This is a genomic window from Collinsella intestinalis, from assembly GCF_902501455.1.
GTDB lineage: Bacteria > Actinomycetota > Coriobacteriia > Coriobacteriales > Coriobacteriaceae > Collinsella > Collinsella intestinalis.
Window position 1 is genome coordinate 662,206 of sequence record NZ_CABWIC010000007.1, and the last position, 15,130, is coordinate 677,335.

16 protein-coding genes and 1 other RNA gene are annotated in these 15,130 nt (G+C 63.3%); 4 read left to right on the forward strand and 13 right to left on the reverse strand.

Annotated features, from left to right (window positions below; genetic code table 11):
* Position 1 precedes the first annotated feature (1 nt).
* A complete protein-coding gene (locus AOBCEHNH_RS04335; RefSeq protein ID WP_152063289.1) occupies positions 2-1,282 on the reverse strand; it encodes an O-acetylhomoserine aminocarboxypropyltransferase/cysteine synthase family protein in 1,281 nt (426 codons plus the stop codon).
* A gap of 100 nt (positions 1,283-1,382) precedes the next feature.
* On the opposite strand from AOBCEHNH_RS04335, the gene AOBCEHNH_RS04340 reads away from it, so the two are divergent.
* The gene (locus tag AOBCEHNH_RS04340; RefSeq protein WP_152063290.1) at positions 1,383-1,823 is read left to right on the forward strand and encodes a C-GCAxxG-C-C family protein; all 441 of its coding nucleotides are present in this window, start codon (positions 1,383-1,385) and stop codon (positions 1,821-1,823) included.
* Positions 1,824-1,935: 112 nt separating this feature from the next.
* On the opposite strand, the gene AOBCEHNH_RS04345 is transcribed toward AOBCEHNH_RS04340, so the two are convergent.
* On the reverse strand, positions 1,936-2,574 hold the full coding sequence (locus AOBCEHNH_RS04345; RefSeq protein ID WP_006722416.1) for an IMPACT family protein: 639 nt from the start codon (positions 2,572-2,574) through the stop codon (positions 1,936-1,938).
* Positions 2,575-2,809: 235 nt separating this feature from the next.
* Here AOBCEHNH_RS04345 and rnpB point away from each other — a divergent pair.
* From rnpB to AOBCEHNH_RS04360, 3 genes are all read left to right on the forward strand, one after another.
* Positions 2,810-3,173, forward strand: an RNA gene (gene rnpB / locus AOBCEHNH_RS04350) — RNase P RNA component class A.
* A 180-nt stretch (positions 3,174-3,353) separates the two neighbouring features.
* Entirely contained in the window at positions 3,354-4,403 is a 1,050-nt protein-coding gene (locus AOBCEHNH_RS04355; protein ID WP_152063291.1) for an inorganic phosphate transporter, read from the forward strand.
* 47 nt (positions 4,404-4,450) lie between these two features.
* On the forward strand, positions 4,451-5,074 hold the full coding sequence (locus AOBCEHNH_RS04360) for a DUF47 domain-containing protein (RefSeq protein WP_152063292.1): 624 nt from the start codon (positions 4,451-4,453) through the stop codon (positions 5,072-5,074).
* A 426-nt stretch (positions 5,075-5,500) separates the two neighbouring features.
* Here AOBCEHNH_RS04360 and AOBCEHNH_RS04365 read toward each other — a convergent pair whose 3' ends face one another.
* From AOBCEHNH_RS04365 to AOBCEHNH_RS04415, 11 genes are all read right to left on the reverse strand, one after another.
* The gene (locus tag AOBCEHNH_RS04365) at positions 5,501-6,148 is read right to left on the reverse strand and encodes a DivIVA domain-containing protein (protein ID WP_006722411.1); all 648 of its coding nucleotides are present in this window, start codon (positions 6,146-6,148) and stop codon (positions 5,501-5,503) included.
* A 65-nt stretch (positions 6,149-6,213) separates the two neighbouring features.
* Positions 6,214-6,483, reverse strand: a complete 270-nt coding sequence (locus tag AOBCEHNH_RS04370) for a YggT family protein (protein ID WP_006722410.1) — start codon at positions 6,481-6,483, stop codon at positions 6,214-6,216.
* Positions 6,484-6,496: 13 nt separating this feature from the next.
* Positions 6,497-7,222, reverse strand: a complete 726-nt coding sequence (gene sepF / locus AOBCEHNH_RS04375) for a cell division protein SepF (protein WP_006722409.1) — start codon at positions 7,220-7,222, stop codon at positions 6,497-6,499.
* 39 nt (positions 7,223-7,261) lie between these two features.
* Positions 7,262-7,999: a YggS family pyridoxal phosphate-dependent enzyme gene (locus AOBCEHNH_RS04380; protein ID WP_152063293.1), complete on the reverse strand. Its 738-nt coding sequence runs from the start codon at positions 7,997-7,999 to the stop codon at positions 7,262-7,264.
* Positions 8,000-8,148: 149 nt separating this feature from the next.
* Positions 8,149-8,976, reverse strand: a complete 828-nt coding sequence (locus AOBCEHNH_RS04385) for a phosphate signaling complex PhoU family protein (protein WP_006722407.1) — start codon at positions 8,974-8,976, stop codon at positions 8,149-8,151.
* Positions 8,977-9,039: 63 nt separating this feature from the next.
* Positions 9,040-9,843 (reverse strand): phosphate ABC transporter ATP-binding protein PstB, encoded by an 804-nt coding sequence (gene pstB / locus AOBCEHNH_RS04390; RefSeq protein ID WP_006722406.1) that lies wholly within the window; start codon positions 9,841-9,843, stop codon positions 9,040-9,042.
* Positions 9,844-9,852: 9 nt separating this feature from the next.
* Complete coding sequence (pstA, locus tag AOBCEHNH_RS04395) at positions 9,853-10,776, reverse strand: phosphate ABC transporter permease PstA (protein WP_152063294.1); 924 nt, start codon at positions 10,774-10,776, stop codon at positions 9,853-9,855.
* Between the two features lie 3 nt (positions 10,777-10,779).
* A complete protein-coding gene (gene pstC, locus AOBCEHNH_RS04400; protein WP_152063295.1) occupies positions 10,780-11,709 on the reverse strand; it encodes a phosphate ABC transporter permease subunit PstC in 930 nt (309 codons plus the stop codon).
* 1 nt (position 11,710) lies between these two features.
* The gene (locus tag AOBCEHNH_RS04405) at positions 11,711-12,643 is read right to left on the reverse strand and encodes a phosphate ABC transporter substrate-binding protein (protein ID WP_226803248.1); all 933 of its coding nucleotides are present in this window, start codon (positions 12,641-12,643) and stop codon (positions 11,711-11,713) included.
* Between the two features lie 133 nt (positions 12,644-12,776).
* Positions 12,777-13,619 carry a phosphate signaling complex PhoU family protein gene (locus AOBCEHNH_RS04410; RefSeq protein ID WP_152063297.1) on the reverse strand — a complete coding sequence of 281 codons (843 nt, stop codon included), beginning with the start codon at positions 13,617-13,619 and terminating at the stop codon, positions 12,777-12,779.
* Between the two features lie 271 nt (positions 13,620-13,890).
* On the reverse strand, positions 13,891-14,679 hold the full coding sequence (locus AOBCEHNH_RS04415; protein WP_152063298.1) for a purine nucleoside phosphorylase YfiH/LACC1 family protein: 789 nt from the start codon (positions 14,677-14,679) through the stop codon (positions 13,891-13,893).
* Positions 14,680-15,130: the final 451 nt, after the last annotated feature.

Here is a 15,130-nt window from a genome sequence, read left to right on the forward strand (position 1 = left end):
CTTACAGACCGGCGAGCGCCTGCTCGACATCCGCGATCAGATCATCAGTGCTCTCGATACCGCACGACAGACGCACCATATCGGGGGCGATGCCGCAGGCCTCGAGCTCGGCGTCGTTCATCTGACGGTGCGTGGCATTGGCCGGATGCAGGCAGCAGGTGCGGGCATCGGCCACGTGCGTGGCGATCTGCGCGATCTTGAGGCTCTTCATGAACTGCTCGGCCGCCTCGCGCCCACCGTTGAAGCCGAAGCTCACCACGCCGCAGGAGCCGTTCGGCAGGTACTTCTGCGCGAGGTCGTAGTACTCGTCACCGGGAAGACCGGGGTAGCGCACAAAACGCACGGCGGGGTGCCCGGCGAGGAACTCGGCCATGGCCTGACCGTTCTTGCAGTGCTGGGGCATGCGCACATGCAGGCTCTCCAGACCGAGATTCAGCAGGTAGGCGTTTTGGGGGCTCTGGATGGAGCCGAGGTCGCGCATGAGCTGGGCGGTCGCCTTGGTGATGAAGGCACCCTCGAGACCGAAGCGCTCGGTGTAGACGACGCCGTGATAAGACTCGTCGGGGGTGGTGAGACCGGGGAACTTATCGGCGTGCGCAGTCCAGTCGAAGCGACCGGAGTCCACGATGGCACCGCCCACGGCCGCGCCGTGACCGTCCATGTACTTGGTAGTGGAGTGCGTCACGATATCGGCGCCCCACTCAATGGGACGGCAGTTGACGGGCGTGGGGAACGTGTTGTCCACAATCAGCGGCACGCCATGGGCATGCGCGGCGGCGGCGAAACGCTCGATGTCGAGCACGGCGAGTGCCGGATTGGCGATGGTCTCGCCGAAGACGCACTTGGTGTTGGGGCGGAAGGCCGCCTCGAGCTCCTCATCGGTCGCGTTGGGGGCGACGAAGGTGCACTCCAGGCCCATGCGGCGCATGGTGTGGACGAGCAGATTGTAGCTGCCCCCGTAGATGGCCGAGCTCGCCACCACGTGATCGCCCGCCCCGGCGATATTGAAGACGGCGAAGAAGTTCGCGGCCTGACCGGAGCTCGTCAGCATGGCGGCGGTGCCGCCCTCGAGCTCGCAGATCTTGGCCGCGACGGCATCGTTGGTGGGATTCTGAAGGCGGGTGTAGAAATAACCCGATTCCTCGAGATCGAACAGTTTGCCCATGTGCTCGGAGGTGTCGTACTTCCAGGTGGTGGACTGATAGATGGGCACCTGACGGGGCTCCGCGTCACCGGGGCGGTAGCCGCCCTGCACGCACGTGGTTCCGATATGCTCGGCCATGGGCTCTCCTTCGTTCATACGGGTTCGGCCACTCGGGCCCTCCCCTGCGTTCAGATAGGTAAAATGGTATACCGTTCAGAGCAATCGAAAAGGAAGAACTATGGCAATCAACAAAGATGAAATCTCGCTCGACCGCGAAGCGCTCAAGGCGGCGGCAGCCGACTATCATGCCCAAGGGTTCAACTGCGCGCAATCCGTGATCTGCGCGATGGCGCCGAAACTCGGACTCGATGACCACACCGCCTTCGCACTCGCCGAGGGCTTTGGAGCGGGCATGGGCGGCATGACCGAGACCTGCGGCGCCATTGCAGGCGGCATCATGGCGCTCGGACAGGTGAGAAGCTCGGGTTTCGACGCACCCGGCAGCAAGGGCGCCACCTATCGCATGGCGCGCGCGTACTGCGACGCGTTCCGAGATAAGAACGGCTCCACCGTCTGCCGCGAGCTCAAGGGCGTGGGTACGGACACCGGGGCGCTGCGTAGCTGCGCCGGCTGCATCGACGACGCCATCGACCTGCTCGTCGACACCCTCGAGGCTTAAAACGCCACCATCGCCGCATGCGAAACCGCATGCAAAGCGGGCCCGGACCGAGACACACGCCTCGGTCCGGGCCCGATTCCGTTGCAATCACACACCGGGGCGACTCAGGCGCCTAGAACTCGTCGAAATGCGCCCTCCCGACCTCGACGACCTCCTTGCCGGCCATGAGCTCGGTGAGCAGCGGACGCAGGGCCTCGTGCTCCCCTTCGCGATATATTGCGTGAATCAGCACCTGATCGGTGTAATCGGTGCCGGCGATCTTGCCCCCGGTATCGGCGATCATACGGACCACCTGCTCGTAGAGGGGATACGCCACCGGGACGTCCACATTCACCACGCTTGTCATCTCGACGATATCGCCTGCCGCGCGCGCGGCCTCGACGGCCGCCTGCGCCGCCGCCGTATACGCACGCACGAGACCACCCGGCCCAAGCAGCGTTCCGCCGAAATAGCGCGTGGTCACACAGCACACATCCTTGAGCCCGGCACCGCGCAGCACCTCGAGCGTCGGCATCCCGCTCGTACGCTGCGGTTCCCCGTCATCGCTTGCACGCTCGGTGCCGTCTACCAAAATGAACGCGGGTACATTGTGCCGAGCGTCGTAATGCCTCGCCCGCATGGCCGCCTGATGCGCCTGGGCCTCATCCACTGACTCGACATGCACGAGCTGGGCGATAAACCGGCTCTTGCGGTCCTCGAACTCCCCCGACACCTCGGCGCCGGAACGAACCGTGAAATACGAATCAGCCATAACCCCTCACAACCGGGCCCACATCGGCAAGGGCCACGTGCCAACGACATAATGCAGTCCCGGTATTGCACCGAGATCGTTTGGTCTTGCGAGCGGACGGGGCTTCATCCGCGCGCAGCTTCCGCACGAGCCGAAGGCCCCGTGGGGCCTTCGCGCGAGCCCAGGACTGTTTGAGCACGGGTGAAGCCCCGTCCGCTCGCAAGACCTCCGGCCACATGGTACAATACCTCTTCGCGAAGCGGGCCAGACGATCGCGCGACCAGCCCTCGTGGCAGGCGTGAGGAAAGTCCGGGCTCCATAGGGCAAGAAGCTGGCTAACGGCCAGGCGGGGCAACCCGACGGATTAGCGCCGCAGAAAAGAAGACTCCCGCTGCCCGTCTTATGACGGGTGAGAGAAAAGCTGAAACGGTGGTGTAAGAGACCACCAGCGTCGTGGCAACACGGCGGCTTGGCAAGCCCCTTCCGGAGCAAGCGCGAATAGGAGCGCCATGGGTCGGCCCGGCCCGCGCTCGGGTAGCGTGCGAAGAACTGCACGGTGACGTGCAGGCGAGATAAATGATCGTCCACGACAGAACCCGGCTTATCGGCCCGCTTCGCCTTTTTCATCCAAAAATGCAATAGACGCACACGAACCGGATACCCGTCTCCCTCTTGCCAAACCTTACACGACCATTACAAAGCATTCCGACGTTAAGCCCTGGTAAGCATTGCGTAAGGTATACAATAGGAGGGCTGTGTAAATAGGCGCTGTCATGCGCCGGTATGGGAATGTGGTATCAGTGGACGTATCCTTCTCCTATTTCATTGCGCAAGTCTTTTCCAATCCAATACTTGCCATGACCGTCTTACTCACGCTGGGCGTCATCTTCGTCAACGGCTGGACCGACGCGCCAAACGCGATCGCCACGTGCGTGACCACGCGTTGCCTGCCGCCCAAGGCCGCCATCATCATGAGCGCGATCTTCAACTTCCTGGGTGTCTTCATCATGACGCACATCAACGCGAGCGTCGCCTCGACCATCTCCAACATGGTCGACTTTGGCTCGAACACGCAGATCGCCCTCATCGCCCTGTGCGCGGCGCTCTTCTCGATCGTCGTGTACTCCGTGGGAGCAAGCGTCTTCGGCATCCCCACGAGTGAGAGCCACAGCCTCATCGCCGGACTCACCGGCGCGGCCATCGCCCTGGGCGGTGCCGATGGCGTCAACATGAACGAGTGGGTCAAGGTCCTCTACGGACTCGTCCTCTCCCTCGGCCTGGGCTTCGCCGCCGGCTGGGGCGCGTGCAAGATCGTCACCCTCCTATTCGCCAACACCGACAGGCGTAAATCCAACACGTTTTTCCGTTGGGCGCAGATCGCCGGCGCCGCGGGCATGAGCTTCATGCACGGCGCGCAGGACGGCCAGAAGTTCATCGGCGTCCTGTTCCTGGGTGTGGCTTTCTGCAACGGCCAATCCTCCGTCGAGAACATGATCATCCCCGTGTGGCTCATGCTGCTGTGCTCCGTTGTCATGGGTGTCGGCACGTCCGTGGGCGGCGAGAAGATCATCAAGTCCGTGGGCATGGATATGGTGAAGCTTGAGAAGTACCAGGGTTTCTCCGCCGACCTCTCCAGCTCCCTGTGTCTGCTGCTCGCAACCCTCACTGGCATCCCGGTTTCCACCACGCACGTCAAGACCACGGCCATCATGGGCGTGGGTGCGGTGAAGCGCATCTCCGCCATCAACTTCGGCGTGGTCAAGGATATGCTCCTGACCTGGATCTTCACCTTCCCGGGCTGCGGCCTCATCAGCTTCTGCATGGCCAAGCTCTTCCTGCTGTTCATCTAGTTCGAATCCCGTCACACTCTCTCAAACCATCCTGAAAGGACCCCACCATGGCTAAGAAAAACGACGCGTTCTACTTCGACAGCTTCGCCTCCGCCGCCAAGCTCGCCTGCAAGGCCGCCCAGAAGCTCGATGAGATCATGCACGATTTCGACCCGGCCAAGATCGAAGAGGCCGTGGCCGAGATGCACGCCATCGAGCAGGAGGCCGACGAGATTGTCCATGATGTGAACGACGCCCTCATCAGCGCGTTCATCACCCCCATCGAGCGCGAGGACATCGCCACGCTCGCCGGCGCCATCGACGTCGTCGTCGACCGCATCGAGGGCGTTCTGCACCGCATCTACTTCACCAACATCCAAGAGATGCGCCCCGACGCGCCTGAGATGTCGGCCAAGGTCATGCGCGCCACGGAGCAGATGCACGATCTCGTGCTCGAGCTCCCTCAGTTCAAGCGCTCCAAGAGCCTTCGCGAGCACGTCATCACCGTGAACACCATCGAGAGCGAGTGCGACGACATCTACATCGCCGCCATGCGCGAGCTGCACACCGGCGATTTCGACCCGCTGACCGTCATCTCCTGGCGTGACGTCTACACCTTCCTCGAGTACTGTGCCGACTCCTGCGAGTTTGTCGCCGATACGGTCGAGTCCATCGTGATGAAGAACAGCTAGGCGAACATCCGCCCATCTCCCCTCTTTGCAAAACAGCTCAAGTTCTCACGTCCAATTGCACGGCCGTGAGAACTTGAGCTTTTTCGTATTCGAATTGAGATAAGCCGGATAGACACAATTCAACGCATTTCAAATCCCCAGGTGGAGACTTTGCGAGCTCCCGCCATACATCGGCTTTCCCAGTATCGATACGAAAAAGCTCAACAAGGCGCGAGTGGAGGACGGGGGCACGGCCGTTTGTCCATCCGACCGAGGCGCTTTCCATCCGATGCTGCTTGGAAACGCGCAATTAACCCCGAAAACGACGGACCCGCGTCGATTGACGCGGGTCCGTCTTCAATGACATGTAAAACAGGGCTTTATCGGGTCGACTTCCAATCAAAGTCGAAGTCGCACCTCAATAGCCGCCCAATCGAGATTCAATGCCTAGTCGAGGTCGTCGGCACCGAAGTTCGGGAGCGGGGCGAACGGATCGGCCACGGGCATCGGCTCGGGAGCGGGCGCAGGAGCCGGAGCAGCCGCGGGCTCGGAGCCGGTGGGAGCGCTGACCAGCAGATCGGCCGGGAACTCGTTCTGAGCCTCGTCCATGAAGTGCTGGATGAGCTTGAGGTACTCAGCCTTGAACTCCTCACGAGAGGCCTTCAGGCGGTCGATCTCGGCGAGCTCATTCTGCTTCTCGTTGAGCGCCTGACGGATGACCTCGCGGGCCTTGGCGTCGGCCTCGTTGCGGATGCGGTCGGCATTCTCGCGGGCCTCGGCGACGATGTTGTCGGCAGACTGCTGAGCCGCGATAAGGGCGGCGGAGATCTGGCTGGCGGTAGCGGTGTACTCGGGGCTGGCCACGGGGGCGGGAGCCGGAGCGGGGGCGGCAACGGCGACCTGGGCCTGAGCCTGGGCGGCGGCGAGCTCCTGCTCGGTAGCGGTCAGACGGGTCTTGAGGTCCACGATCTTATTGAGCATGGCGTCGACCTCGGAGGCGAGCTGCTCGAGGAAGACGTCGACCTCAGCGGGGTCGTAACCGCGCTTGGCCTCGGAGAAGGTCTGCGCCTGGATGTCAGCGGGGGTGATGGCCATGATACTTATCCTTTCATACGCGAGGGACGCTCCGGTTTGGAGCGAGGACCGCTCTGCGTCAGTTCCTACAATATTAGCCTGATAATGAAGTTCTCAAGCAGACTCAACACAAGTATCGCAACAACCGGCGACCAGTCGATCATTCCCAACGGGGGGATGAAGCGGCGGAAGAAGTTGAGATACGGGCCGACGAGGCTTTGCAAAACGGCCCCGATGTCGTCCATGAGGCTACCCGGGCGAATCGGGAACCACGACAGCAAGACGTACCCGAGAATCAGATAGTTGTAGAACTCGAATAGGGTTCGAACAAGACGGGCAATGGTGATGGCATTCACGAGATGGCAGCTCCTACTGCTTGAGATAGCCGTCTTTACGCAGCTTGGCAAGGTCGGTCTCCTTGACCTCGCAACCCACCGGCAAGACGATGAACACGCGGTCGCCGAGCTCGCGCACAGAGGCGCCGGAGCCGCAAGCGAACCCATAGCTGAAATCGAGCACACGCTTGGCGACCTCGGTGCGGACACCGGCGAACACCAGAACGACGGGCTGACGGGTGCGCACACGGCGCACGACGGTCTCGACGTCGTCGTAGCTCTCGGGGCGCAGAACGTACGCCGGAAGCTGGGGTGTACCTTCCAAAACGGCGTTCACGCGAGCCTCGGTGCTGCTCACCGGGGCCGTGGTGGGAACGGAGGACAGGGCCGCGCGCTGGCTCTGGGCCTGGGCGTAGCTCGAGGGCGTGTCGTAGGCACCGGGACGATAGGCGGGCTCGGCGGAAGGGCCGTAGGTCGTCGCATGGCGATCGGCCTCCCCAACCAGCTGGCCGGAGCGCGTGTACACGGCAACGGACTCGGCCTCGCCACGGCGCGTCTGGCCGAGCATGCCGTTACCGGGCTCCTGGGGCTCGTAGCCGCGATAGGAGTCCTGGGCCGGCTGGCCGTAACCCTCGGGGTAATCCTCGTAGCCGCCGTCTACGCCCTCGTCATAGTAATCGTCATAGGGCTCGTCGCCGTACGGCTCGGCGGCGGGCTGGGCCATGCCGAGGCGGCTCTTGATGTCATCTAGAAATCCCACGGTTATACCTCTCTTTGCGCCGTGTGCGGGCGTACCTGCCTATAGTACTTCAAAGGATGGGTCAAATACCACACGCCCCAGGCGAACGATGGTGGACCCCTCCTCGAGCGCGATCTCGTAATCCTCGCTCATGCCGCAGGACAGCTCGCGGAGCTCCAACCCGCTCGAGACGCGAAGCTCGTCGCGCAGCTCGCGCAGGCCGGCAAAACACGCACGCGCCCTGGATTTATCCCCACGAGGAGCCATGGTCATAAGTCCCTCGATGCGAATTCCACAAAGGTTCTGCAGTCCGTCCATCGAGCGACGCAGCTCGTCGGGCGAAAAACCGCCTTTGGTCTCCTCGCCGCTGACATTGACCTCGATGAGCACCCTCTGCGGGGCAGCAAGCTCCCCGGCGTCCAAACGACGCGACGCCCGGTTGCTCACGGCCTCGGCCAAATGCATGGTGCCAATCGAGTGGATGAGCTCGACGCGGCCGAGCACGGCGTTGATCTTGTTCGTCTGCAAGTTGCCGATCATGTCGAAGCGCACGGGACGCGTCTCCTGGACGAGCTCGAGACCCTCAAGCTTGCGATGCAGCTCCTGAGGACGGTTCTCGCCAAATACACGATATCCGGCATCGATGGCGGCGAGTACTTGCATAAGACCCACGGTCTTGGAAACGGCGACGAGTTCCACCTCGTCACGAGTGCGGCCGCCCACGGCGAGGGACGCGTCAACGCGCTGCAAAATCTCCGCGCGCCGATCCTCGATGAAGGCGCCGTAATCCTCTTCCATCGCACTTCCTTTCGCATCCACGTACCATGGCCGCAACGCTGCTGGCGCGCGACCATACGCCATAGTAACGCAGGGATGCGGCGGCCATGACGGACGCCGCATCCCTGCCACGAATCATCAAGCAAGCTGCGCGAAACGGTTCGCTTGACCTACTCCGCAAGCTCCGCGATGAGAGTTGCCAGATCGTGACCGACCTCATCGAGCGCGAGGTGGGACACGAAGCGCGCATCGGACTCAGGATCGAGCGTCACGCCCTCGCCGGAGGGGATGCGCAGGCTCTCAAGCTCATCCTCGTCGGCCTCGGCGATATCGTCAGCGCTCCAGCGCTGGCCGGTCAGCAGGAACACGAGGCGGTACGCGCACTCCATGGAAATGCTCGCGACGCGGTCCAGATAGCGAGACACCATGACCGTGCGACGGAAATCGTCCATCTGCGCATCATCGGCGACCTCCATGGTCTCCGTGCGATTGAAGACGCGGAAGAACTCCTGATACGCGCCGTGGACCGCCTCATCCTCTTCGGACAGGGTCAGGACCGTGGCGAGATCGTTGTTCACGAGCGCGGAGGCGGTGGCGCCCAGCACGCGATAGACGCTGGCAGCCTCCTCCTCGATAAGGGCGACCATCTGCGGAGGAAACTCGATGTCGTTGTTGACCTTGCGCTTGGCCGCACGGGCGATGCGACGCACCTTGTCGCTCATGCGCTGAAGGTTGAAGTCGATGTAGATGATCGTCTGGAGCAGACGGAAGTCGGATGCAACCGGGCTCTGGGTGGCGATCAGGTTGTAGCACACGGCCTCGAGGTTGGCGCAGCGGGCGTCGATCTTGAGGGTCTTGTTCTGAGCGCGACGGGCGAGCTCGCGGTCGTCATTCACAAAGGCATCGACGGCGTCGTGGAGGGTCAGGTCGATGGCCTCGAAGATGGACAGCATCTCGTGGCGCGCCTCGATGAGCTGGCTGGAGAAGAGTTTGCGCATATGCGCCTCCTTAACAGATACGCGTGCGGGCGGCGCATATGGCGCGCCGCCCGTTTCTACACATTAACCGAAGCGACCGGTGATGTAGTCCTCGGTGCGCTTGTCCATGGGCGTGGTGAAGATGTCGTTGGTCTGGCCGTACTCGATGAGCGTGGCGGGCTCGCCGGCAACCTCCTGCAGGAAGAATGCGGTGTGGTCGGAGATACGGGCGGCCTGTTGCATGTTGTGGGTGACGATGATGATCGTCATCTCGGGCGCGAGCTCCACCATGAGGTCCTCGACCTTTTGCACGGAGGTGGGGTCGATGGCAGAACAGGGCTCGTCCATGAGCAGCACGTCGGGCTGAACGGCAAGCACGCGCGCGATGCACAGGCGCTGCTGCTGACCGCCGGAGAGGGCGAGACCGTCCTTGGAGAGCTGGTTGGAAACCTCTTTCCAAAGATTGGCGCGCTTGAGGGACTCCTCGACGATGTCGTCCAGGTCGCTCTTGCTGGTCACGCCCTGCAGACGCGGACCGAACGCGACGTTCTCGTAGATGGACTTGGGGAACGGGTTGGGCTGCTGGAAGATCATGCCCACGCGACGGCGCAGGTCGACCGGGTCAACGCCCTCGGCGTAGATGTCCGAGCCGTCGAGCTGCATGGTGCCCTCGATGTGCGTGCCCTCGATAAGGTCGTTCATGCGGTTCATGCAGCGCAGGAAGGTGGACTTGCCGCAGCCGGACGGGCCGATGAAGGCGGTGATCTTGTTCTTGGCGATGTTGAGGTTCACGTCGGTGAGGGCGTGGAAGTCGCCGTACCAGAAGTTGAAGTCGGAAACGGTGATGGCGCTCTGCGCGGCCTCGGGCGCGTTACGGTAAACGGTCACGGGTGCTCCTTACTTGCTTTTGCGGGAAAGCCAGCGGGCGAACAGGTTGAAGGCCAGGATGATGGCCATGAGCAGCAGGGCGGTGCCATATGCCGCATTCATGTTGATGCCGTCGTTGGCCAGCAGGTACAGGTGGACGGTCATGGGACGGCCCGAATCGAGCGGCGTGAAGGGCATGTTGATGGCCTGGCCCATGGTGTAGAGCACCACGGCGGTCTCGCCGATGGCGCGGCCGATGCCGAGCACGATGCCCGTCGCGATGCGACCGAAGGCGGAGGGCAGGACGATCTTGCTCACGACCTGCCACTTGGTGGCACCCAGGCCGTAGGCGCCCCAGCGAATGTAGCGAGGCACGGCACGGATGGCCTCCTCGGTGGTGCGCATGATGATGGGCAGCATGAGCAGAGCGAGGGCGAGGGCGGCCGAGATCATGGAGAGACCCAGACCCATCGCTTCGACGAACAGGGCGTATCCGAACAGACCCATAACGATGGAGGGCACGGAGGCCAGCGTGTCGGCCGCATAGCGGATGATGTGCACCAGGCGGCCCTGCTTGGCGTACTCGGCCAGGTACACGGCGGCAAGCACGGCGATGGGCGTGCAGATGAACATGGCGAGCGCCGTGACGTACACGGTGGACACGATGGTGGGCCAGATGCCGCCCTCGGCGTTGACGCCATGGGGCCAGGTGAAGATGAACGCGGGGCTCACGTGCGGCAGGCCGTTGATCACCACGTAGGCGATGATGGCGACGAGCACGAGGGTCGTGATGGCGGCGGCCACGCGGAACACGCCGAGCATGATCTTGTTGGAGGCATTCTTGGAGATGCGCTCCTTCTTGCCGTTCGCAAGCGCGCGCTTGATGCGCTGGGCCGAGGTCAGAGCCGGGGCGTCGGCTTTGGCGGCCTCATGGATGTCGATGTTGTCTGCCATGGCCTACCCCTTCCTCATCTTCGACAGCAGGCGCACAAAGCCCACCAGGGACGCGGACACGATGAACAGCACCACGCCCATGCCGAACAGGGCGGTGCGGTGCAGGCCGGAGGAATAGCTCATGTCGAGCGCGATCTGACTCGTGAGCGTGGAAACCGGGCTCGAGATGGATTCGGGGATCACGGGCGCGTTGCCGACGACCATGAGGACGGCCATGGTCTCGCCGATGGCGCGGCCCATGCCGAGCACGACGGCATCGACGATGCCGAACTTGGCCGCAGGCAGCACGACCTTGTAGATGGTCTGCCACTTGGTGGCGCCCATCGCGAAGCTCGCCTCACGAATGCCCATGGGGATGGAGTTGAGCGCATCGATGGTGAGGGTGGTGATGGTCGGGACGATCATGATGGCCAGCACGAACCACGCGGTGAGGGCTCCAAATCCCAGTCCGCCGGTGAGGTCGGCCACGAACGGGCGGATAATCACCATGCCGAAAAAGCCGTAGATGATCGAGGGGATGCCCGCGAGCAAGTCAACGGCCGGGCTGATAAGCGCGCGGACACGAGCGGAGGCGATCTCGGTCAGGTAGACGGCGGTGCCCACACCGAGTGGGACGCCGATCACGAGGGCGCCGACCGTCACCAGGGCAGTGCCGGCGGCGAGCGACATGATGCCGTAGTGGCCCTCGGTGGGAGCCCAGGTGAAGCTGAAGAAATTGGCCAGGCCGATGTCGGTGAACACCGGCGCGGCCTGCATCATCGTGAACGCGAAGATGAGCAGGACAGTGACCACGGCCAGGAAGGCGCAGGCGAAGAACAGGTACTGCAGCCCCTTCTCCTTGAGATAGGTGCTACGCGAGACGAGCGCGAGGTCGCGCTTGCGGGCGCCGGTGTTCTCGGCGGGCGTCGTCTCAGAGCTTTTGGCGTCGGTCATCTCACTCCCCCTCCGCGTTGCCCGAGACCGGGATGAAGCCGGCCTCGCGAATCTGATCGTCCATCTCATCGGACAGGACGTAGGCGATGTACTCAGCGGCTGCGCCCGTGGGCTCGCCCTTGGTGAAGAAGTACAGATCGCGGGAAATGGGATAGCCACCGGAGGCGATGGTCTTCTCCTGGGGCTCGACGTGGTTCACGTTGAGGGCGCGGACCTCGGTCTCGGCATAGGCGGACTCCACGAAGCCCATGGAGATGTAGCCGATGGCGCCGCGGGAACGACTGACGACGTCGCGCACCTGGCCGGTGCCGGAGAGAACGGCGGCGCGACGGTCGAAGGGCTCGCCATCCATGACGATGGACTTGAAGGCCTCGCGCGTGCCGGAGGCCTCGTCGCGATTCACGAGCTGGATGGGCAGGTCCTCTCCCCCCACCTCGCTCCAGTTGGAGATCTTGCCTGAGTAGATGCCGCGCAGCTGTTCGATGGAGAGGTTCTGAACGGGGTTGGCAGTGTTCACGATCACGGCGATGCCGTCATGGGCGACGGGGATCGTGGTGAGGCCGAGTTTTTGCTCCTCGGCGTTCAGGCCGCGAGAGGACGTCGCGATCTCTGCGGTGCCGGTGGAGACAGCCTCGATGCCGGCGGAAGAGCCCAGGCCGCTCACGAGGACGCCGGTTCCGGTCTCCTCCTTGAACAGCTCGGCCGCCTGTTCTGCGATCGGCAGGCAGGTCGTCGAGCCCGCGACGGTGATCGACTCCGTCGACGCTCCCGAGCTGCACGACGTCAGGGCGAGCATGGTGGAAAGGGACAGGGCGGCCGTGACAAACAGCCGAGACGCCCTGGACGGCAGGACGCGGTGTGCGCCTCCCGAGCAGCGATGCGCACCCAAGGGATGGGGCGCCGCGCCCGGACAGGCATGACGTGAACGTCGCACGGAGGGACTCCGATCTCTTCGAGCGATAGACGCAAACGCGCGGACGCCCATGCGCCCGCGCAATGTTCGATTCATGGTATCAAATTATAAGCGCGCAACCGCCCAGCGCTGGGATTTCCAGTACGCCTTGCCCCTATTCGCCACCATCCTCGGATTCGACCTCGCGGATGAGCGAGGCAAGCTTACCGCCCACCTCGTCGGGGGCCAGGGACGCCACAGCCCGGGCATCGCGCACCGGGTCGAGCGTCACGCCCTCGCCGGAGGGGATGCGCATGCTCTCGAGCTCGCCCTCATCGGTCTCGATGAGGTCCGCCACGCTCCAGCGCTGACCGGTCAGCAGGAAGGCAATGCGGAACGCGGCGTCGATGGAGATGGCGGCGATGCGATCCAGATAGCGGGAGACCATGATGACGCGGCGCAGGTCGTCCAGGGAGGCGTCGTCGGCGAGTTCCTCGGCGTCCATGCGGTTGTACGTGCGGAAGAAGCGCTCGTACACCTCGTGTACCTCATCGTCGCGCTGCGCGAGGTCCGCCATGGCGGCAAGGTCGTTGTTGACCAGGGCGGAAGCAGAGGCGCCCAGGACGCGGTACACGCACTCGGACTCGCGCTGAATGAGATCGACCAGCTCGGTCGGCAGCTCGATATCGTTGTTGACTTTGCGCTTGGCGGCGCGGGCGATGCGACGAACCTTGTCGCTCATGCGCTGGAGGTTGAAATTGACGTAAATGATCGTCTGGAGCAGGCGAAAGTCGGACGCAACCGGGCTCTGCGTGGCAATGAGGTTGTAGCACACGGCCTCGAGGTTCGCACTGCGGGCGTCGATCGCCAGCGTCGCCTGCTGGGCGCGGCGGGCCAGCTCCTTATCGTCGACCACAAAGGCGTTGACGGCATCGTGCAGGGTGAGGTCGATGGCCTCGAAGATGGAGAGCATCTCGTGGCGGGCCTCGATGAGCTGACGTGAGAAGAGCTTGCGCATAGCGATCCTTTTCGACGGGCGTATCACACACGCAGCTGAGTCTAGCCGCGCGCACCCCTCGGACGCGTAAACGCAATGTCAGGAGAATGAAAAGTTCGTCTGGATGCGATGCGGCGCAAAGTTGCGGTACACGATGGGACCGCGGGGCGCGGCGGGATGGCGGTGCGCCACGAGGCGACGGCGCACGGCGGGGCGCGGCGGGATGGCGGTGCGCCACGAGGATGTTGGGCACGATGACCTTACCGTGCGCCACGAACGCGATTTCTCGGAGCTACACCATGGCCGCGACCGCTGCATGGCGCCCGCACGTCCCCTTCTCCGCGCGATAAGAGAAAAAGCGGTCGTTGCATCGAACGGTTGAGAGACCGAGGTCGCAGATGGTATCCTCAGGTACCCCTGTCTCGACGAGGGCCTGCCTGATCGCACGGCCGAGATCGAGCATGCGGGAATCCCCCACGTTGGCCCACCCGAACTCCGCGCAAAAACGCTCCATGAGCTCTTGGGAGACCTCGTATTCGTCACCGAGGATATGCGGACCGATATATGCCCGAACGGAGCTTGCAGGGCATGCTGCGGTCTCGCACAGGATGCTCGCAGCTTTGGCCGAGATACGGGCGATCGTCCCCTTCCATCCCGAGTGAATGACCGCGAACCCGCCTGGGCAGGTGAGCACAACCGGCACGCAGTCGGCGAAGCACAGCATCACCGGGACATGCGCGGCGACGCACACAATGGCATCGGAACCCTCGGCTATTTGCTCGCGCACGCGGGCGAGCTCATCATCCGAGCCCTCCCGAACGACGGCGACGCAATCGCCGTGCACTTGGTTGGGCACGAGCAGCCGCTCGAAATCGCCGGCGCACCCGAGCGCCGCGAGCACGCGGCGGCGATTCTCCATCACGGCAGCCAGGTCGTCCCCCACATGGGAACCGAGGTTCAAAGAGGCATACGGCGACTCGGAAGCGCCGCCCGTGCGCTCGGTAAACGCCGCAGCAACAGTTCCGTCGCGCACTTCGTTGAGCACAAGGCCGTCGTAGTCGTTGCGGTTGAACTGTCCCATGAGATGCCTTCCTCCTCTGCAAATGATGTTGAAGATTCTACCCCTGCGCCTCCGCAATCCGCGATCCGAACACCGCGTCCCGCAATTGAACAGGGGCCGAGGGGGCCGACCAGGGCTAACCGGATCCAACCCGGGCTGACAGGCCAGCAAAGGCAGACCTGGGCTGACGGGACCGACCTTGCCTGACGAGAGCCGACGGGGGCTGACAGAGCCCGACGGGGGAAATGGTCGAGAATTGCAACGTTGTCACAGCGTGGCAATTCTCGACCATTTCTTGCTGCAAATAGGGGTGTTTTTGGTCGCGATATGCCACTTTGCAACAGCGAAGCACATCGCGACCACTTTCAGACGGCCGGCCAAGCGTCGACGGGTGCTCGGCATCACCTGGGGCGGTTCCAGCCAATCGAAGCGGGGCATGAAAATGGGGCGGGCGGATACACCGCTCACCCCA

Excerpts from the sequence above, each read along its gene's own strand:
- pstA (WP_152063294.1), bottom strand. The coding sequence starts at position 10,776 with ATGGCAGACAACATCGACATCCATGAGGCCGCCAAAGCCGACGCCCCG.
- AOBCEHNH_RS04345 (WP_006722416.1), bottom strand. The coding sequence starts at position 2,574 with ATGGCTGATTCGTATTTCACGGTTCGTTCCGGCGCCGAGGTGTCGGGG.
- AOBCEHNH_RS04340 (WP_152063290.1), top strand. The coding sequence starts at position 1,383 with ATGGCAATCAACAAAGATGAAATCTCGCTCGACCGCGAAGCGCTCAAG.
- AOBCEHNH_RS04335 (WP_152063289.1), bottom strand. The coding sequence starts at position 1,282 with ATGGCCGAGCATATCGGAACCACGTGCGTGCAGGGCGGCTACCGCCCC.
- AOBCEHNH_RS04380 (WP_152063293.1), bottom strand. The coding sequence starts at position 7,999 with ATGGAAGAGGATTACGGCGCCTTCATCGAGGATCGGCGCGCGGAGATT.
- AOBCEHNH_RS04415 (WP_152063298.1), bottom strand. The coding sequence starts at position 14,679 with ATGGGACAGTTCAACCGCAACGACTACGACGGCCTTGTGCTCAACGAA.
- AOBCEHNH_RS04385 (WP_006722407.1), bottom strand. The coding sequence starts at position 8,976 with ATGCGCAAACTCTTCTCCAGCCAGCTCATCGAGGCGCGCCACGAGATG.
- AOBCEHNH_RS04365 (WP_006722411.1), bottom strand. The coding sequence starts at position 6,148 with ATGGCCATCACCCCCGCTGACATCCAGGCGCAGACCTTCTCCGAGGCC.
- AOBCEHNH_RS04410 (WP_152063297.1), bottom strand. The coding sequence starts at position 13,619 with ATGCGCAAGCTCTTCTCACGTCAGCTCATCGAGGCCCGCCACGAGATG.
- pstC (WP_152063295.1), bottom strand. The coding sequence starts at position 11,709 with ATGACCGACGCCAAAAGCTCTGAGACGACGCCCGCCGAGAACACCGGC.
- AOBCEHNH_RS04360 (WP_152063292.1), top strand. The coding sequence starts at position 4,451 with ATGGCTAAGAAAAACGACGCGTTCTACTTCGACAGCTTCGCCTCCGCC.